General features: G+C 58.0%; 15 protein-coding genes and 1 pseudogene. 9 read left to right on the top strand and 7 right to left on the bottom strand.

The features are described 5' to 3' along the window. The first annotated feature begins 5 nt into the window (after positions 1–5). Positions 6–1,115 (top strand): type III polyketide synthase, encoded by a 1,110-nt coding sequence (locus tag Pan189_RS15610; protein WP_145364895.1) that lies wholly within the window; start codon positions 6–8, stop codon positions 1,113–1,115. Here the strand turns inward: Pan189_RS15610 and Pan189_RS15605 are convergent. The 4 genes from Pan189_RS15605 to Pan189_RS15590 all read right to left on the bottom strand — a co-directional run bounded on the left by Pan189_RS15605 (position 1,112) and on the right by Pan189_RS15590 (position 5,890). After that, on the bottom strand, positions 1,112–2,671 hold the full coding sequence (locus Pan189_RS15605; RefSeq protein ID WP_145364894.1) for a bifunctional GNAT family N-acetyltransferase/carbon-nitrogen hydrolase family protein: 1,560 nt from the start codon (positions 2,669–2,671) through the stop codon (positions 1,112–1,114). The genes Pan189_RS15610 and Pan189_RS15605 overlap by 4 nt on opposite strands. A gap of 257 nt (positions 2,672–2,928) precedes the next feature. Continuing rightward, the gene (locus Pan189_RS15600; protein WP_145364893.1) at positions 2,929–4,104 is read right to left on the bottom strand and encodes a sialidase family protein; all 1,176 of its coding nucleotides are present in this window, start codon (positions 4,102–4,104) and stop codon (positions 2,929–2,931) included. Between the two features lie 59 nt (positions 4,105–4,163). Beyond that, on the bottom strand, positions 4,164–5,045 hold the full coding sequence (locus tag Pan189_RS15595) for a DMT family transporter (protein ID WP_310820584.1): 882 nt from the start codon (positions 5,043–5,045) through the stop codon (positions 4,164–4,166). Between the two features lie 92 nt (positions 5,046–5,137). After that, entirely contained in the window at positions 5,138–5,890 is a 753-nt protein-coding gene (locus Pan189_RS15590) for an RDD family protein (protein WP_310820582.1), read from the bottom strand. A 171-nt stretch (positions 5,891–6,061) separates the two neighbouring features. Between Pan189_RS15590 and Pan189_RS15585 the strand changes: the two genes are divergently transcribed. The 3 genes from Pan189_RS15585 to Pan189_RS15575 all read left to right on the top strand — a co-directional run bounded on the left by Pan189_RS15585 (position 6,062) and on the right by Pan189_RS15575 (position 8,289). Next, positions 6,062–7,276, top strand: a complete 1,215-nt coding sequence (locus Pan189_RS15585; RefSeq protein WP_145364890.1) for an argininosuccinate synthase — start codon at positions 6,062–6,064, stop codon at positions 7,274–7,276. Positions 7,277–7,366: 90 nt separating this feature from the next. Further along, entirely contained in the window at positions 7,367–7,636 is a 270-nt protein-coding gene (locus Pan189_RS15580; RefSeq protein ID WP_145364889.1) for a hypothetical protein, read from the top strand. 95 nt (positions 7,637–7,731) lie between these two features. Then, complete coding sequence (locus tag Pan189_RS15575) at positions 7,732–8,289, top strand: transposase (protein ID WP_145364888.1); 558 nt, start codon at positions 7,732–7,734, stop codon at positions 8,287–8,289. A 99-nt stretch (positions 8,290–8,388) separates the two neighbouring features. Here Pan189_RS15575 and Pan189_RS15570 read toward each other — a convergent pair whose 3' ends face one another. Together Pan189_RS15570 and proS are read right to left on the bottom strand one after the other, a co-directional pair. Beyond that, on the bottom strand, positions 8,389–9,927 hold the full coding sequence (locus Pan189_RS15570) for a glycoside hydrolase family protein (protein WP_310820580.1): 1,539 nt from the start codon (positions 9,925–9,927) through the stop codon (positions 8,389–8,391). Positions 9,928–10,191: 264 nt separating this feature from the next. Then, complete coding sequence (proS, locus tag Pan189_RS15565; RefSeq protein ID WP_145364886.1) at positions 10,192–11,706, bottom strand: proline--tRNA ligase; 1,515 nt, start codon at positions 11,704–11,706, stop codon at positions 10,192–10,194. Positions 11,707–11,933: 227 nt separating this feature from the next. Here proS and Pan189_RS15560 point away from each other — a divergent pair, with 227 nt between their 5' ends. Further along, positions 11,934–12,629 carry a TolC family protein gene (locus Pan189_RS15560; RefSeq protein ID WP_145364885.1) on the top strand — a complete coding sequence of 232 codons (696 nt, stop codon included), beginning with the start codon at positions 11,934–11,936 and terminating at the stop codon, positions 12,627–12,629. Between the two features lie 250 nt (positions 12,630–12,879). On the opposite strand, the pseudogene Pan189_RS21725 reads toward Pan189_RS15560, so the two are convergent. Then, positions 12,880–13,203: pseudogene (locus tag Pan189_RS21725) on the bottom strand (proline--tRNA ligase); the annotation flags it as partial. A gap of 226 nt (positions 13,204–13,429) precedes the next feature. Here Pan189_RS21725 and Pan189_RS15550 point away from each other — a divergent pair. From Pan189_RS15550 to Pan189_RS15535, 4 genes are all read left to right on the top strand, one after another. Further along, entirely contained in the window at positions 13,430–14,140 is a 711-nt protein-coding gene (locus Pan189_RS15550; RefSeq protein WP_145364884.1) for a hypothetical protein, read from the top strand. Between the two features lie 79 nt (positions 14,141–14,219). After that, positions 14,220–15,557, top strand: a complete 1,338-nt coding sequence (gene mgtE / locus Pan189_RS15545; protein ID WP_145364883.1) for a magnesium transporter — start codon at positions 14,220–14,222, stop codon at positions 15,555–15,557. A 490-nt stretch (positions 15,558–16,047) separates the two neighbouring features. After that, a complete protein-coding gene (locus Pan189_RS15540; RefSeq protein WP_145364882.1) occupies positions 16,048–17,154 on the top strand; it encodes a DUF1559 domain-containing protein in 1,107 nt (368 codons plus the stop codon). A gap of 60 nt (positions 17,155–17,214) precedes the next feature. Further along, complete coding sequence (locus Pan189_RS15535) at positions 17,215–18,318, top strand: DUF1559 domain-containing protein (RefSeq protein WP_145364881.1); 1,104 nt, start codon at positions 17,215–17,217, stop codon at positions 18,316–18,318. The last annotated feature ends 110 nt before the right edge of the window (positions 18,319–18,428 follow it).

Genomic DNA, 18,428 nt, shown 5'->3' with positions numbered 1-18,428 from the left:
CCGCTATGACTTTAAATCTGCTTTCCTTCGGTACCGCCGTCCCTCCCAACAGCGCCTCACAAGAGACCGCGCTCGAATATGCGAAGGGGATTTCCTGCGAGCGTGCCGGTCAGGAGCGCGTCCTCGCTGCACTTTATCGCAAGTCGGGTGTCGAGCACCGGGGGAGCGTGCTGCTCGGAACGACTGGCGAAGGGACCCAGGAACTGCAGGAATTTCTCCCGCCGAGGTCGGAACAGTGTCTCGACGGTCCGAGCACCGAGCAACGGATGCAGCGGTACGCCGAGGAGGCGGTCGGCTTAGCCACGCAATCGTCTCGGGCGGCCCTTGAAGCGGCGGGGATCGAGCCGAAGCGGATCACGCATCTTGTGACCGTTTCATGCAGCGGATTTTCTGCCCCGGGATTCGATCTTGAGCTGTTTAATGAATTGCCGTTGCCGCCCGACGTGGCCCGCACGCACCTCGGCTTTATGGGCTGCCATGGAGCGCTCAACGGGCTGCGGACCGCGCAAGCCTACGCGGCGGCTGATCCGAAAGCGGTCGTGTTATTGTGTGCGACGGAGTTGTGTTCCCTGCACTATCAATACGGCTGGAACCCCGATCGGATCGTCGCCAATTCTCTATTCGCGGATGGTTCCGCCGCCGTCGTCTGCACCGCGGGGTCGCCGAAACAGTCCGACGGCCTCACGCAATTGCGACTTCGCTCGTCCGGCTCCTTCGTCATCCCGAACACCGCCGACGCGATGACCTGGAAGATCGGCAACTTCGGATTCGAAATGACCCTCTCGTCGCAAGTGCCCGACCTGATTGGTCGTCATTTAGCGCCGTGGATGGATGAGTGGCTCGGCCGCCAAGGAGTGTCGAGAGATGAAATCGCCGGTTGGGCCGTCCATCCCGGCGGACCCCGTATTCTCGCTGCCACTGCTGAGACGCTCGGGCTGGGATTGGACGCGGTTGCAACAAGTGCGCGCGTGCTGGCCGATCACGGCAATATGTCGTCGCCGACGCTGCTGTTCATTCTCGACCGCATGCGTCACGAGGGCCGGACCGGGCCGATCGTGGCACTGGGCTTCGGCCCCGGACTGACGATTGAGGCGGCGTTAATCGACGCGGCCTAAACATCCGATTCCACTCCGTTCTCCCAGTAGCGAACTTTGTATAAATCGCCGCGCCGGTCGTTCCAATTGCGGACAGAGCCGTATTCACGATGTCGGCGGAGCATTTCTAAGTCGAGGTCGTGGATAATCACGGTTTCGACGTTCGGATTGCACTCTGCGGCAATCGCGTCGCGGGCGAACTCGGCATCCGCGGGTGTGAAAATACCCGACTGGGCGTAGTGGATATCGGCGTTCTCCACAAAAGGGAGGTTACCCGTGCAGCCGGAGATCGCGGTGTAAACATGGTTTTCGACGCAGCGGGCCATCGCGCAATTGCGGATTCTTAAATAGCCGTGTCGCGTGTCGGTATTAAAGGGGACGAAGATGATCTGAGCCCCCTTCTTGGCCGCGATGCGGGCCAGTTCGGGGAATTCAATATCGTAGCAAACCTGAATCGCGATCGGCCCGCAGTCGGTCTCGAAGACTTCGACGGTGTCGCCGGGACTGACGCCCCACCACTTCCGCTCACTGGGCGTAATATGCAATTTATATTGCTTGCCGATCGACCCGTTGCGGCCGAACAAATAGGCGACGTTATAGAGCACATCGTCTTCGACGACGAACTGCGAACCGCCGATCACATTTAAGTTATATTTAATCGCCATCTCGCCGAAAAACTCGAGATACTGCGGCGTAAATTCGGCGAGTTTACGGGCCGCGAGCCCCGGCCGGGTTGCTTCGACGCAGGAGAGAAGTTGCGTGGTAAATAACTCCGGAAACAGAATGAAGTCGGAGCGGTAGTCCGAGGCGACGTCGAGAAAGAATTCGCAGCTTTGGGCGAACTCCTCGAAGCTCTTGACCGATCGCATTTCATATTGCACCACGCAAATGCGAATCGGTTCGACGACGTGATGATAGCGACGCTTTGCACCATGTTCGTAATCGAGGTTCGGCCATTCGAGGAACGTCGCGTATCCGCACGAGGCTTTGTCGGACGGCATATAATTCGGAATTAATCCTTTCAGCGTAAAGCCGTTGGCGAGTTGCGCCGTGAGGACCGGATCGAAGAACTCGCCGTTCATCACGCGTTCAACGTACTCGCGGGCGGAATGTTTGTCGGCGTGTTCGTGGTAGCCGGGAATCCGTCCGCCGATGAAAATTCGGGCGAGGTTCCACTCCCGGCAAAGCTCCTTGCGGGCATCGTAAAGCCGGCGAGAGAGCTTCATGCCGCGGAACTCGGGATCGACCATGATCTCGATCCCGTAGAGCGTATCGCCCTTTTTTACGTGGTTTCTGATGTTCCCGTTGTCGGAGACGGCCGACCAGTCGTGCCACTTCATCGACGGGCTGTAGTCAACGATCAGGCTGCTCGAGGAGGCGGCGACCTTGCCGTCGACTTCGACGCAAAGCTGCCCCGCTGCGAAGACGCGGAGTTGGCTTTCAAGCTGCTCCCGCGTCCAAGGCTTCATGCCCGGAAAGCAGCGCTGCTGCATATCGACCAAGGCGTCGAAATCGTCCATCGTGATCTGCCGGACGACGATTTCCGACTCGTAGTCGGCGAGATTGAGCGTATCCATGCCAAAGGTGGGGCCGTTAAGATCAGGTGACGTTGGGAATGAACTGCGGCACCATCATACTGTCGCCGATGCAAACTCAACCCAACGATGGGCTGCGGTCATCCCAATTGGACGCGAGTGGGCGGAACTCACATTTCGATTTCCTCCGCTCGCCGGCAGACGATGTTGCCCCCCCAATCGGCATAGCCACGATGTGCGGTGTGTCGCTGCTGGCTTTGCCGCTGCTCGCGTTCATTCGCCTGAGTAAGTGATGCCCATTACTCGACAGAGTCTTCCGACTCGGTCAGCCAATCGCGGTTGAAACGAGCGAAGGTCAGCCGTTGGCGGTAATGCTTGTCGCCGTTTTCGTAGAGGCAACCGATCGAACCGTCCTGCAGCTCGGCTAAACACGAGTAACCCGCCGGGCCGCGATGGAGGACACGCGATTCCGTCCAAGTCTCCCCGCTGTCTCGCGATAATCTGACCGTCATGAGTTTTCGTGACGGCAGATGTAATCGACCGGTCGGCGGCACTACGGCGGGGTTTGAGAACAGCAATTCGACCTCGTCGGTGGCGTCGCCATCGGTATCGAGCGGCGAGATTCTAATGATCGACGCTTGGCAGACCGGGTCGGGTAGTTCACGGTCATATTCAATTTTTGACCACGAGTCGCCGCCGTCTTTCGAATAGCTGATGCCGCGATAACCCGTCCGCTTTTGAGCCATCCGCGCACTCAGCAGGACTCGGCTATCGTTCAGTTCGACGGCTTGGCATTCATTCGGACCACTTTCAGTCACCCCGCCCAACCGCCACGTCTCGCCGTGATCGTCGGAGATCATGGCATGGCTGAAACTTCGTGTGCGGGTGTCATCGGGCACCCGCACACGGTCCCGATGGTCGCAGGGAATGAGCATTCGACCGGCGTGAGGACTGGCAGCGAGTTGAATCCCAACGCCGGGTCCGGTCGCGACCCACTTCCAGTCTTCTTGTAGGACCTCGCTTCCGAGGTCGCGTGGCTTTGCCCATGTTTGTCCGTCGTCGGTGCTGTGCGTGAGCATGACCCGTTCGTTATTGCGACAGAACGGAAGCCAAATGATTCCGGTCGATTGATCGACGACGGGGCACGGGTTTCCGATCGTGATCGGCAAATCTCCGCCTTCTTCGAAGACGATTTCGGGTCGTGACCACGTGCGGCCGTTGTCTTCCGATCGTCTCAGCAACAGGTCGATATCACCGGCGTCACTGCGACCAATCTTTCTGCCTTCGCAAAAAGCGAGCACGACACCCGACCGCGTCACGAGCAACGACGGGATGCGGTAGGCGTAGTAGCCCCCTTGCTGTTCCTTAAACAGCTTTTGCTGCCGGAGAAATGGTTCACTTGCCGATGCGAGCGTGCCTGCCAGGCAAACCGCTGCGAACATTAAAATGCCGACGGACTTCGGAAGATCGGTCATGTCGTGTTTTGCCAACTGAAGAAGCTCGAGCTGTGCGGCCGCTTTCTCACGGAGTTTACTCAGCGAAACAGCGCCAGGACCACTGCGACCGTCATCAGCACGGCCCCGGCAAGACGCGACTGCAGGACCGCCATGCCCAGGCCGCGTTCATCGTTGAAGAAGTGATGCCCGAGCATCCACACGAAGACGACGCTCCACAGCCCGCGGGCGCTGTAAACGACGTTGATCGCTGACGCATCGTCGAACGTCGCCAGCGCGTACGTGAGCGGCATCGCCTGCACCCCGAAGAACATCGCGCCGGCGATCAACCAGGGGCGATAATCTGCGAATTCATCTTTCTTGACCGGCTTCATCCACGGCAGGGCCGGAAGCGACAATAGCGCGACGAAGCCGAACAGGATCGGCGTAATGCGGCCGGCTCCATCCCACGCCGGGGCCCACTGCTGCAGCAGCACATCGGCCATCGCATAGGCCCCCGCCGCGCCGAGTGAAAGCAGCAGCGTTTCGGGGATGCGTCGCTTGGGCACGCGCCCGACCGCATAAAGCAGAGAAATGGCGACTACGCTGAGCACCGCCGCGAGCCAGATCTGCCAGCCGACTTCGCGACCGAACACGAACGCCGCCAAGAGGGCCACAAGAACCGGCTTGGCCCCCAACGCCGGCGTTGCGACCGAAACGTCTCCGATTTGCAGCGACCAGAAGATCAAAACCTGCCCAAGGACGAACAGCGCTGCGACCGTCAGCGGCTGATACAAGGCCAGCAGGCTGGGAATCGTCCCTCCCAGCGGAATCAAAGAGAGCGCCAGCACGCCGGTGACAACATTGGTGACGACCGTCGCCCGAATGACGCCGACGCCGAGATCGCCACTCCGCTTGATAAACAGCGTCGCGAAGACGTACAGCACACTGCTAAGCAGCGGGTAAAGCAGGTGCCAGGACAAAGGCGGACGGCGGGCTAAATCGATTTGGCGGAGGGCAGCGTTCGGCAAGCTCCTGGAGTATAGGCAGCCGAGTTCGCCCTCACCATCGCACGTCAGCTATCGACAACGTAAGTGCTCGCGAGTTTGTCATGCAGCGACTGGCTGTCGGCGTCCCACAGCGGCATGAGATAGCCGATCATAAAGAATCCCGACAGAATTCTGCCGAAGAATCGGCCCGTCGCCTGTCCGAAGGTGATCGTCCCGCCCGCGGAGTTCACGACCTGAATGCCGAGGCACCGCTTGCCTAATGTGGCCCGAACCTCCGAGGCTTGCTGCACCGCGAAGTAGAGCCACGCCATAACAATGGGGCCGAAGCCTGCGATGACTCCGATCAATGAATCGACGGCGTTCTCGTCGTCGCCCAGCATTCCGGCAATCATGCCGAGTCCGAAAAAGACGACGAAAATCAGAATGTAGATCAGGAACAGGTCAATAAAATAGGCGATGAACCGGGCTCCCCACGACGCATATTCTCCCGACGATTTTCGCTTTTTCTTTCTCTTCTTAGGGCGTCCCTCCTCACTGCGCTGATTTTTACTGCGCCGCTGCCTGGAAGGCGGTTCGGCGACATCGGCGGGGCCGCCGTAGAGGTCGTCGGAACTAAAATCGCCGAACGGGTCATCTTCCGCAACGGGCTTCGGACGAGGTTTTGGCGGCGACGGGACCGTCTCGTTCGCTTTGATGGCTACCTGAGTCCAGCCCTTGGATTCAAGTTTTTCTTTGAGTGACTGCCGCGACGACGCTTTTGCCTTGGCTTTGACCTGTCGACCGTCGGGGTTCACCCCCCGGAATATGAACTCTGGCACGTGCGAACTCTCTGGTGAACCACTCCGGCATTGCCTCACTCGTGCGTCGGGGGAGGCCTCCCATCGATCGACGACAATCCTGTCCAAACGATTCGGTCGATTCAAGTGAAGTCCGAACTCATCGTGATATACTGCCCGCTCTTTGATTGCTGCCTCTGAAGGAAAATTACGATGCCCAGTTGCGTTCTCGCCTATTCGGGCGGCCTCGATACGTCCGTCATTCTCGGTTGGCTCCAGGATGAGGGCTATGACGTCCATTGCGTCTACGTCGACGTCGGTCAGCCCTGTGAAGATCGCGAGGCGATCATGCAGAAGGCTCACGACTGCGGCGCGAAGTCGGCCCGCCTCGTCGACGTGCAGGAGGAACTGTGCCGCGACTTCGCCTTCCCCGTGCTGCAGTGGCAGGCGCGGTACGAGGGCATCTATCTGCTCGGCACCTCGATCGCCCGGCCGCTGATCTCTAAGGTCTGCCTGCAGGTCGCCCGCGAAGTCGGAGCCGAAGCCTATGCTCACGGAGCGACCGGCAAGGGCAACGATCAATGTCGCTTCCAACTCGCGGCCGAGGCCCTCGACCCCGCCGTCAAAATCATCGCCCCGTGGCGAATTCCAGCCTTCCGAGAGAAGTTCCCCGGCCGGACGGAGATGATCGACTACTGCGAACAAAAAGGCATCCCCGTCAAGGCCTCGATCGCGAAGCCCTATAGCTCTGATGAAAATTGCCTTCACATCAGCTACGAAGCCGGCAAACTCGAAGAGCTGACCGTCGACGGTTACGAGGTCGTCGACTTCGGCATGACCGTCTCGCCGCAGGAGGCGCCCGATCAGCCGGAGCAGATCACCGTCGGCTTCGAGTCGGGCGTGCCGGTCTCGGTCGATGGCGAGAAGCTCTCAGCTTTTGAGATTGTCCAAGTTCTTAATGAACGGGCCGGTCGCAACGGCGTCGGGCGGATCGACATTATCGAGAACCGCTTCGTCGGGATGAAGAGTCGCGGCGTTTATGAAGCCCCGGGCATGACGGTCCTTTATGAAACGCACCGCCTCTTGGAACAGCTCACCGTCGATCGCGACCTCGCCCACCTGCGCGATCGCATCGCGCCGGAAGTCGCCGAGATGGTCTATTATGGCCTGTGGTACACGGCTAAGTTCGACGCCCTGCTCGCCTTCATCGAAGAGGCCCAAAAACCGGTGACGGGTGAAGTGACCGTCAACCTTTACAAAGGCAACATCCTCGCCTCCAGCCGCAGCAGCCCGCTCAGCCTCTACGATGAAGAGATTGCCAGCATGGAAGGTGGCGGCTCGTATGATCAAACCGATGCGGAAGGTTTCTTAAGAATCGTCGGCCTCCCCAGCCGCGTGCAAGGCCGTATCAACCCCCGCGACTATTAATGCTGGGGAGATAATCACAAGCCCGCAGCGCAAGCAAGGGATTCCGCTCGTATATTCCCGCGAAAAGAAGCAACTACCCGAGAAAAAATCATGGCCGATCGCGAATACTCTAAGCACCAAAAGAAGGTCATTCAGCGATACTACGACAACCGCGAAGATATCGATAAGCAAAAGCTGGCCGAGTTGGTGACGACGCTCTATCTGGCGACCGGTAAGAAACGGGCGAAGTCGTGGGAGACGGCGACCGGGGTGATGGAACGGCTCAAAGTCCCGCAAAGCCGCATCGATCACGTCGTCGCCAGCGACGACCCCACCGTACTGGCGAAAGTCGTCGAGGAAATTGAAAAGGGGAAGATTTAAGCTCCGGGCGCTGACGCTTCCGGCTCGCTTGGAAATTTCTATGCGAATGGCGAGCCGGAAGCGTCAGCGCCCGGAGATAAAATATAGAGATCCCCATGCGCCACTGGCTCCTGACCAACACAACGTACGGCACATGGCTCCCCGGCGACCGGCGCGGCTTTGTCACCAGTGTCCGTGATCGTCGTCCGGGGGAGTCGCCTTCGATTTCACGTCGCGAGCACGATCAGCCTCTGAGGCCTTATGATCGTGACCTTCCCGGGCTATACCGCTCAGCAATGGACAACTTAAAAGGCCCGCCGATCCTGCTCGATGGTGAAAAGGCCGAGTTGATTCTTGCCCAATTTCAGGAAACGGCCGCTTACAGAGCATGGTCACTTCTCGCCGCCTCAATCATGCCGAATCATTTTCATCTCGTCGTACAGGTCGAGAACGATCCTGATCCGAAGAAGTTGCTCTCCGACTTCAAGGCGTATGCCAGTCGCAAGCTCAACGCCAACTATGAACGCCCTCAGTCGGACACGTGGTGGACGACGAAAGGTTCAAAGCGAAAACTGAACGACGCGAAAGCCGTTCAGGATGCGATCAATTACGTGCTCTATAAGCAGCCCAATCCACTGGTCGTCTGGTGCTCAGAGCGAGGGCGTTTCACTTGAGTAACGGCGAGCCGGAAGCGTCAGCGCCCGGAGATCACGACACAGTGGCAAGCGACGATTCTCCGGGCGCTTACGCTTCCGGCTCGCCATGTCGTCGAACTACGTTGCAGCCAGATTGTCAGTCGGCGCTGAGGGGGGGATGATTCTTTCGAGCTTGATATTGTCGACCCGCAGGCAAGCTGACTCGACATAGATGCCGAGTGAGCCGCTGTCATAAAGACGATCGGCACAACTGAGCAGCACTTTGCCGTCGATGCAGAACTCGATGTAATTCTGCATCACAGTTAAGATCACAGAGCACGACTTGTTCTCGAAGGTGCGCCAGTAGCTTGCTTGAATCGTAAAGAAGCGGAAGGCATGTTCTGTTAATCCGCCGGGATTCACTCCCCAGCGACGCAGTTGAGCGACGCCCTTTAACAAGTCGAGCGAGAGGTGATACCCGCTCGACGATTCCTGATCGAAGCGGAACAGGAACCCGCACTTGCCGTCGCCGTCGAGGGTGAGGTCGGCGGTGAGCCGGAACGACTCCAGTTCGCCATCGATAAAGAACGCCTCGAAACCGGAGGTCGATTGCAGCGACATTCCCTTGCCGTCGTCATCAATATCCGCAGAGGCGTTCTTGTCTTTCGTCATTCGATGGATGGAGCAGACCTCTTTCGCAGATGCGACTTCTTCGACTCGGGTATTAAATCCTTCGAATGGTTCGATTCTTAATTGTACGTCTTTTGCCTGTCGAATGCGTTTCGGCGGCGGCATTAAGTTCGCTTTTTTTCGGGTCTCGTCGTTCGCGAAAAAATTCCAGACCATCGGACCGTCGTTATCGAAGCTGATGCGGGCGGCGTAGTTGCCGCCGGGCAAAAGAACGTTGTCATAAAAGTTCTTCCACGGGCCGGTAGGTGATTCCGAATACCAGTAGCGGACCTTGGCGTCTTCGCGAATACTGCCGACGAGGTAAAAGAATTTGCCGAGCTTAAAAATATTTGGAACCTCGACATCGTCATAAACGCCGGGATGGTGCAATGGTGGTCGGGGCTCGAACGTGTCCTTTGCGACCTCGACATAATGCGCGACACAACCCCGGCGAATCACCGGGCCGTGAGGAACGCGCGCGGCTACGACAAGGTGCCCGGTATCGCCTTCCTGAACGAAGTAGGGGTCGCGAAAGCTCACCCATCGGCGGCCTTCTTCGAGCGTTGATTCATAATGCGGCGACTGCGCTGAAATTGGGATCGGGCTGTCCTGATCGACGCCGCCTTGAATCATCGCCGGGGCCTCCGCGGCATCTTCATCGCCGCAGCCCTGTACCTCGGGAATCCAATGCGAAGGCAGCTTTTTCCAATGGACGAGATCGCGACTGCGGGCGATTCCGACCCGCTGCACGTTGCCCTCTTCGCTGGAAGAGAGCCCCGTATAAAACATCCGCCAGCTATCTTTGTCCCAAGGGTCGCGGGTCACGTGCATCGTCCACAGCATGTGATCATCCCAACTGCCGGGATGCCCGATAAAGATCGCGTTCTGAATTCGCTTCCAGTTGAGCCCATCGGGACTGACGGCGTGCGCGATAAAATCGTGGTTCGGCAGCACCAGATGAAACAGGTGATATAGCCCGTTGTGATAGACGACATCGACGTCGCCCATCGTTTTCGATTCAAGTGATTGGTACATGAGGGGTGAGAGGTTAGAGGTGATTGGTGGGTGGGGGGTGTCGGAAGTTAGAAGACAGAAGTTAGAAGTTAGAAGTCGGTAAACAAAATAGTTATAGCGATTCATCGAGAAACGGAAGACCCAGTCGTTTTTAATTGACGCCGAAGTCTCGGCTTCTAAATCTTAATTGTTAACTTCCAACTTCTGTCTTCTGTCTTCTGAATTCTGTCTTCTGAATTCCATCTTCCGTCTTCCCAATCAATACGCTTTCGCGAAGATCGCCCGCTTGTTCGTCGGCTCGCCGCTGAAGAGGCATTGGCCTGGTTCGTCTTCGAAGTCGAGCGGGACGCAACGCGGTGTGACCTTTAAATCTTTTAATATCTTTTCCATCACCGGGCAGCCTTCGATGAAGTGGGCGATGACAAAGCCGCCGACCGTCGAAGAATCGTCGTCTCCTTTGAAGAAGGACTTAAATTCGTCGAGGTCGGTCATCGTTTTCGTATTTTGTTCTTGGAAGGCGAGTGCCTTGGCGAACATGCGTGATTGGATGGCATCGAGCGTACCGTGGATCGTGGCGACACATTCGTCACGACTGACCCCCGCCGTCTCGCCGGTGTCGCGGATGCCGCGAAAGACCGCGTTCTTCGCGATGTCCTTCGGCCCGATTTCTAAGCGAATCGGCACACCCTTCTTCACCCACTGCCACTTCTTTTCGCCACCGCGGAGATCGCGATCGTCGATTTCGACCCGGATGGGTTCATCGCCGTAACGCTGTTGTCGCAACTCTTCGGCCAATGACTTCACATAGTCGAGTACCTCTGCCCGTTCCTCATCGCTGCGATAGATCGGAAGGATCACGACTTGCGACGGCGCCAACTTCGGCGGCAGTACCATGCCGTCATCGTCGGCGTGGGTCATGATCAGCCCGCCGATCAGCCGCGTCGAGACGCCCCAACTCGTCGTGTAGGCATATTCCTGCTCGCCCTCGGCATTCTGGAATTCGATTTCCTGCGCCTTGGAGAAATTCTGCCCGAGGTAGTGACTCGTTCCCGCCTGCAGCGCTTTGCGGTCCTGCATCATGGCTTCAATGCACAACGTGCTGACGGCCCCGGGAAACCGCTCATCGGCAGTCTTCTCCCCCTTGATGACCGGCATTGCCATCCAGTTCTCGGCGAAGTCGGCGTACACGTCGAGCATCTTTCGCGTCTCTTCGAGGGCCTCCGCTTCGGTCGCATGAGCGGTATGCCCCTCCTGCCACAGGAATTCCGCCGTGCGGAGGAACAGCCGGGTCCGCATCTCCCAGCGCACGACGTTGGCCCACTGGTTGATCAGGATCGGCAGGTCGCGGTACGACTGCACCCACTTGGCATACATCGAGCCGATGATCGTCTCGCTCGTCGGCCGCACGATAAGCGGTTCTTCCAATTCCCCAGCCGGCCGCAGACCGCTGCCGTCGGGCTTGGGCTCCAACCGGTGGTGCGTGACGACCGCGCACTCTTTGGCGAAGCCCTCGACGTGCTCGGCTTCCTTCTCCAGAAAGCTCATGGGGATGAACAGCGGGAAGTACGCGTTGACGTGCCCCGTCGCTTTGAACTTGGCGTCGAGGGCCTTCTGGATGTTCTCCCACAGCCCATAGCCCCACGGCTTGATGACCATGCACCCCCGCACCGGCGATGCCTCCGCCATGTCGGCGGCCTTTATCACCTGCTGGTACCACTCGGGATAGTTCTGCTCCCGCGTGACGGGGAGAGCATTCTTGGGAGCTTTGGGCATCGGTCGGTCCGTCGGGGTGATCCGTTTTCAGCGACTAGATCGCAGAGTCTAGGCGGATCAGAATCGGCTCACAACGGCGACCTCGGACAAGGCCCTCGGCGGTTCATCGAACAGGCGACGAATTGGGCGGAGGGGTCAGAAAAGTGAAGGCATTCCGCACAAGTCGTGGTACGATGTGCTGATGTGACCGAACAAAACTCGTCGCCAAATTTCACGGAGAGAATGCCATGATAGTCGGTCGATTCGGAATCGTTTCTTTCGCCTCGATGGCCGCGGTCGCCCTTTTGGGCACCGGCGTCCTGCTTGGACCACAGGGGCGACTCGAGGCGGACGATCGCGAGCAAGAACGTGAATTGGAATTCGCAGAGCAAGAAGAAATAGACGACCGCGAACGAGAACTTGAGTCGCAATACGGAGAGCGAGAGGAAGAAGACGATCGGGAACAGGAACGCGAGTTGGAGTACTCAGAGCGAGAAGAGATAGACGAACGCGAACGAGAGCTTGAGTCGGAATACGGAGAGCGTGACGAGTTTGAGGATGAGTTCGAGGACGAGCGGATCGAAGAAAGACTCGAACTCCTCGAACGTCGGATCGATGCTGCCGAGCGCGAAGCAGAGATTCGAATTGAGCTGCTTCGGCTGCGACGCGAGTTTGCGGGGAGCACACTCGAACTGTTGGAGCAACGCGTCCAATTACAGCAGGAAAAACTCGGGCGGGCGCGGTCACTTCACGAACGCGGTGCCGCGTCCGAATCGGAGGTCGTTGAGCGGGAATCCGAATTGATCGAGGCCCGGATGGAACTCGTCGAGCGGGAACAGGAGCGAAGTGCGAGCGAGCTCGAAGTCGAGTTGATCGCGGCGGAACGCGACGCGCACGTCGCCGAGTTGCGATTGGACTTAATTGAGTTGGAAGACGAAGACTGAGAGGTGCACCACCGAATTCGACCCGGAACCTTGAGTGCACTTTTTGACGCTTAACACGTTCCGGTGACTATTAGCTGACGCGGCGGGTCGAGGCCCACGGATTGCGATCCGTGGGCTTTCTTATGCGCGATGTCTCGTCATTTGGACGAACGTCGCGACCCGGTAAGATCACGCTGACCACTAGTGCCCCTTGAAGACCTGCGGCATGCCGGACGACTTCCCCGACGCCCCTCCCGACTCCTACGCCGCTGCCGTCCGGCTTCGGCTCCAATCGGTGATGTGTGACGACCGCGCATTCCTTGGCGAAGCCCTCGACGTGCTCGGCTTCCTTTTCCAGAAAGCTCATCGGGATGAACAGTGGGAAGTACGCGTTGACGTGCCCCGTCGCTTTGAACTTGGCGTCGAGGGCCTTCTGGATGTTCTCCCACAGCCCATAGCCCCACGGCTTGATGACCATGCACCCCCGCACCGGCGATGCCTCCGCCATGTCGGCGGCTTTGATCACCTGCTGGTACCACTCTGGATAGTTCTGCTCCCGCGTGACGGGGAGAGCATTCTTGGGAGCTTTGGGCATCGGTCGGCATCCTGCGCGGGAAACAATTTGGTTTGCGGAGTGTAGACGGCGTGGGTGATCGGCTCAAAGGAATCGCGACAAGCGACGTTCACGTCACCTCGCTTGCGTGCCATGAGCTCAATTATTCGAGGCTCAACCTTGGCATCCGTTCAGAGATCGGGTAGCGTGGGACGGTGCCGGTTCTCGGCAAAGTACGTCCCCTTCCCTTCACCAGAGGATTCCGGCGATGCCTGTCGTCCCAATACTGCGCTCGCATTCTGTTCGCAGCGGCTTGATTGCGGTGCTCATGGTCGGGTTTTGCGTCGTACCGCCCGAACCACTCCTGGCCGACGATTCCGTCGCGGGTGAAGAACGGACTGAGATCGATTCGTCTGAGAAGCTCTACCTCGCTCGTCTCAAGCAACGCCGTGAACTACTGCAGCACCGGATTGAACTGGCGGAGCGGCGGAAGGAAATCCGAGCGGAGCTACGGCGACTCGCGAACGAGGGTAGAGAGAGTCAGCTGAACCGCGTTCGAAAAGACGTCGAGAAATCACTTCGAACGCAGCGAAAAGCTGAGGAAGAACTGATCCGCGTAAGGAAGAACCTTGCGGCGGCAAGAGAGAACGAGTCGAACGCACGTGAACCCGACCGTCCGTCAGATTTCAGTGGATGGAGTGAGCCAAGCAAAATCGACAGGATCGAAATGTTGGCGAATCAGGCGGAATTAAACGTTCAGGCCATGGAGGCTCAGGCGCGGGCCTACGAAGAACAACTCCAGACGACCCAAAGAGAGCTCCGCTCTGAAAGCCTCGAAGAAGAGTTCGCCGACATCGAAATCGAAGACCATATTGCCGTCCTCAGGAGCGACTTGGCCGAACTGAAATTCGAGCTGGCATTGAAGTCCCGGCCGCGACGCTCGAATCCTTTCCCGCCGGACAACGATTTCTCGCGATAATGATTCGGCGCGCTGATTCGGCATTGTGAGGTGATTCGGTAGACTTTGGCGATCACCGACCTCCGACCGAATCGCCTTTATGTCTTACGATCACTCTGACGTGCCTCTCGATCCTTCGACCGAAGAGCCCGCCGCCGTTGTGGCCGAGCCGCTGCCCGAAGACGCCCGGCTCGAATTTTCCCGTCTGCCGGAAGACCAGCAGGCCGAGGTGCTTGGCGGCCTCGACATCGATGATGCGGCGGAGTTCGTCGAACGGCTGCCGTGGGAGCAGACGGTTGATGTCGTGGCCGGGCTGCCGCCCGAGTTCGCCGCCGACCTGCTGGAGGCGTTGCCCAGCGATACCCGGGCCGACGTCATTAATGAGCTGGAGAAGGACGACGCCGAGGCAATTCTTGAGGAGATGGATCCTGAGGAAGCCGAGTCGGCCCGCGAGCTGGCCCAGTACTCAGATGACGTCGCCGGCGGTTTGATGATCACCGAACTCGTCCGCTACGACGAGTCTTCGACGGTGCAGGACGTCATCGACGATATGCGGGAGAACGCCGACCGCTATCGCGATTATGACGTGCAGTACGCCTTCATCGTCGACGCGGACGAGCGACTGACGGGGGTCCTCCGCCTGCGCGATCTGCTGCTGTCGCGGCGAGCGAAACCGGTTCTCGATCTGATGATCCGGAATCCGCTCGCCGTACGTGACGACATGACGCTGGAAGAGCTGGAAACGTTTTTCGACGAGCATAACTTCATCGGCGTTCCCGCCGTCGATGGGGCCGGCCGGATGCTCGGGGTCGTGCGGGCCTCTGCGGTCGAAGAACGTCTTGGCGAACGCAAGGACCTCGCTTACTTAAATACGCAGGGGCTGATTAAAGAAGAAGTCCGTTCGATGCCGCTGTTTCGGCGGTCATCGCGGCGTCTCGCCTGGCTGAGCGTCAATATTTTCTTAAATATCATCGCGGCGAGTGTGATTGCGCTCTATCAGGACACGCTGGCCTCGGTGATCGCGTTGGCGGTCTTCTTGCCGATCATCTCGGACATGAGCGGCTGCAGTGGGAATCAGGCGGTCGCGGTGAGCGGCCGCGAACTCGCGCTCGGCCTCGTCCGCCCGGCCGAATTAATGTGGGTGTGGGGGAAAGAACTCGCCGTCGGCTTAATTAACGGCTCCGCCCTCGGACTCTTAATCGGAATCGTAGCTTATTTATGGAAGGGGAATGTCTTCCTGGGACTGGTGGTCGGCTCAGCCCTGTTTCTAAACACCGTTGTCGCCGTCAGCATCGGTGGCCTCGTCCCGCTCATCCTCAAGCGATTCGACGTCGACCCCGCCGTCGCCTCCGGCCCGATCCTCACCACCGTCACCGACATGTGCGGCTTCTTCTTCGTACTGGGGCTGGCGACATTGCTGCTGTCGAAGCTGGTTTGAGGATCACAGAAGTGGATTAACCGGATGGCCGGTGGCAAACGCCAAGGCGTACGTCGTTCGCGGATTGCTGGACGCGGTGGCGTCGATGTGCACGGCTCGCATCAATGTACTATCTCTGGCTGGGCCGAGAGGTCTACACTGGCCAAGTTACACTGTCTCGCCGAGAGGGTTTAGGGTATTTCACTTAAATTTCGAGAAGTGATGTGATGGTGCGTTCACACCTCTCCGGGGGAATCACCGAATCTTGCCAATTTGTAAAAAATTGATGAGAAAGCCAGTTTCATAAGATTATACTGATGTGCTGACCCGTCTAAACAATGAAATGTAGAGCCAGTCACACATTACGACGGGGCTTTCTGCCGCGTTTCACGAGTATTTCTACTTAGTCTCGGCGTGTGCTAATTCTATCGGCGCAGGCTTGGGCATTCATTTTGGATCATTCGATCCGCGGTCGTCTGTGACCGTCAGTCATATCACTCGGAGACCGAAGATGCTCTGTCATTCAGGCACGAGCCGCGAACATCGCGGTTTCACGCTGATCGAGTTGTTGGTCGTCATCGCGATTATCGCGATCCTCATAGCCCTGCTTTTGCCCGCGGTCCAGCAGGCACGGGAAGCCGCAAGGCGCTCGCAGTGCAAGAATAATTTGAAGCAAATCGGTCTCGCACTTCACAACTACCACGATGTCTACGGCTCCTTCCCGATCGGATACATTACTGAGGGCCAGGGAACGCACTACAACCAGAACGGTGTCGGTTCGGGCGGCGCGGTCGGTTGGGCTTGGGGTGCCGGCCTCCTGCCCTATCTCGAGCAGGAGGCTCTGGCGGTTCAATTGGATTTCGATGTGTCGCCCCGTCATCCGAACAACTCCGATCTGACCGATACGGTGATCCGAACCGTAATTTGCCCGTCGACGCAAGCTCCCAAGAAGACGACGGCCGGAAACGAAGCCGTGGCCACCTACCGCGGGAACTTTGGTATCGGTTTCGGAGGCGACTACAACTTCCCGAAACCGGACCGCCAATTCGGTGCGAAGAAGTCGGACGCGCGATGGTGCGGGATGTTCATGTTCAACGACGTGATCAAAATTCGAGATTTTACGGATGGTTTATCGAGCACCATTGCCGTCGGCGAAACGGACTTCCGAACGTCAGGGGGATCAAGATGGTACGGGTCTGCTTCGTACCGCAGCCAAAACGGATTGACCTACACCGATCTTGGAAACATTGATGCCCCCGAGGTATTGGGGGGGAGCGTCCATGGTCTCAACGTGATCGAATTCTGGTACGCGCCCGCGAATGGGTACCGGGGAAGCAAGATGGGTTGGAGAAGCGTGCATCCCGGCGGAGCACATTTTCTCATCGCCGATGGCTCGGTCCATTTTCTCAATGAAAACATCGACGATTCGCTGAGGAGTTTGGAATCGGCGCATGGGACAGTGTCCGGGTTCTCTCTTGGCACCATTTACGATAACCAAAGCAGTAACGATCCCACCAACCCCGCAACTTGGGACAGCGGCGCCAACTTTGAGGCCGCGATGGGTGTGTATCAGCGTTTGACGGCAAGAAATGACGGTCGACCGCTCGGAAAATTCTAAGCCGGTACCGTCTGTGGCAGCATCAGGACCAGTCACTTCAAATCGCTCAGGGAGCGGACAATGAACACTCGCAAAACCCGAAAGGGATTTACGCTCATCGAGTTACTCGTGGTCATCGCGATCATTGCCATTTTGATCGCCTTGTTATTGCCGGCAGTTCAGCAGGCTCGGGAAGCGGCCCGTCGCTCATCGTGCCAGAACAATCTCAAGCAGATCGGTCTAGCGTTTCATAATTTCTATGACGTCAAGAATCGGCTCCCCTACGGAAAGATTCGTGAGGCCCCCGGCCTTAACGATGCCAGCCGAAACGTAGGCTGGAGCGGCGAGATACTGCCCTATCTCGACCAGGCGGCTGTTGCATCGCAGGTCAATCTGTCCGACCGATTCGATCAGTGGCCTAACCAATTGCAAACGGCATTTGTGCCGACATACCGCTGCCCGTCCGATATCGCGCCTAAGACTGATGTCACGCCGGGAGACAGCTATCAACACACCGTCTCCAGCTACTGCATGAATGCGGGGGCATGGCCCTCTGGCGTCAACCGCGAGGAAGGGGCTTGCAGTTCCCATTGGGGACAGGCCATGTCTTCCGCCGCCGCCTACTCCCCTTATGCGAACCCGGCTGTCGATCAGCACAAGCAACGACCGTTCGAAGTTTCTTGGGAGAATATGACCGACGGTACCTCGAACACGCTGCTCGTCGGCGAAGTCACTTGGGAACGTTCGGACCATCAGCGGGCGTTCGGAACTGACGGAACAAACAATACCGGGTGGCAATTGGGACGAATCGCGTTTTATCCACCAAACCCGGATGCCACGGTCCGTACGGTGAAATGGACTGACAGCGGGTGGGACGCCTCCGCAACTCCACCGACGGCCGCAGAATTAAAGACGATCCGTGATCCGAATTACTATTCGTTTCACAGCAACCACTCCGGCGGCGCCCAGTTCGTCCTGGCCGACGGATCGGTCCATTTCATTTCCGACAACATCGAATCTGTTGAACCCGATTCTGCTGACGAAGCAAAATTCTGGGATGCGGGCGACAACTGTTTTGATAAAGGCACGTACGACAAGAAAGCACTGCGTGGAGAGTTAAACGGTCTCGGCGTCTATCAGTACCTTTCCCTGATGAATGACGGGAATAGCGTGGGAGATTTCTAAGCCCACTCGTTCGAAACTCAACGAGGACGCTCGACATCGAGTCGGGTGTCCTCATTTCTTTTGGAGATACGCACGCGTATATTCGCTTCGCCCACTTCGTTCCAAAGACG

Source organism: Stratiformator vulcanicus (assembly GCF_007744515.1).
Taxonomy (GTDB): Bacteria; Planctomycetota; Planctomycetia; order Planctomycetales; family Planctomycetaceae; genus Stratiformator; species Stratiformator vulcanicus.
The sequence above is the reverse complement of the archived record's forward strand: the minus strand, read 5'-3'. Positions and strand labels throughout refer to the sequence as shown.

Bases quoted from the DNA above. Each gene is read 5' to 3' on its own strand.
- Pan189_RS15610 (WP_145364895.1), top strand. From the start codon at position 6: ATGACTTTAAATCTGCTTTCCTTCGGTACCGCCGTCCCTCCCAACAGC.
- Pan189_RS15605 (WP_145364894.1), bottom strand. From the start codon at position 2,671: ATGGATACGCTCAATCTCGCCGACTACGAGTCGGAAATCGTCGTCCGG.
- Pan189_RS15600 (WP_145364893.1), bottom strand. From the start codon at position 4,104: ATGACCGATCTTCCGAAGTCCGTCGGCATTTTAATGTTCGCAGCGGTT.
- Pan189_RS15585 (WP_145364890.1), top strand. From the start codon at position 6,062: ATGCCCAGTTGCGTTCTCGCCTATTCGGGCGGCCTCGATACGTCCGTC.
- Pan189_RS15580 (WP_145364889.1), top strand. From the start codon at position 7,367: ATGGCCGATCGCGAATACTCTAAGCACCAAAAGAAGGTCATTCAGCGA.
- Pan189_RS15575 (WP_145364888.1), top strand. From the start codon at position 7,732: ATGCGCCACTGGCTCCTGACCAACACAACGTACGGCACATGGCTCCCC.
- Pan189_RS15570 (WP_310820580.1), bottom strand. From the start codon at position 9,927: ATGGGCGACGTCGATGTCGTCTATCACAACGGGCTATATCACCTGTTT.
- proS (WP_145364886.1), bottom strand. From the start codon at position 11,706: ATGCCCAAAGCTCCCAAGAATGCTCTCCCCGTCACGCGGGAGCAGAAC.
- Pan189_RS15560 (WP_145364885.1), top strand. From the start codon at position 11,934: ATGATAGTCGGTCGATTCGGAATCGTTTCTTTCGCCTCGATGGCCGCG.
- Pan189_RS15550 (WP_145364884.1), top strand. From the start codon at position 13,430: ATGCCTGTCGTCCCAATACTGCGCTCGCATTCTGTTCGCAGCGGCTTG.
- mgtE (WP_145364883.1), top strand. From the start codon at position 14,220: ATGTCTTACGATCACTCTGACGTGCCTCTCGATCCTTCGACCGAAGAG.
- Pan189_RS15540 (WP_145364882.1), top strand. From the start codon at position 16,048: ATGCTCTGTCATTCAGGCACGAGCCGCGAACATCGCGGTTTCACGCTG.
- Pan189_RS15535 (WP_145364881.1), top strand. From the start codon at position 17,215: ATGAACACTCGCAAAACCCGAAAGGGATTTACGCTCATCGAGTTACTC.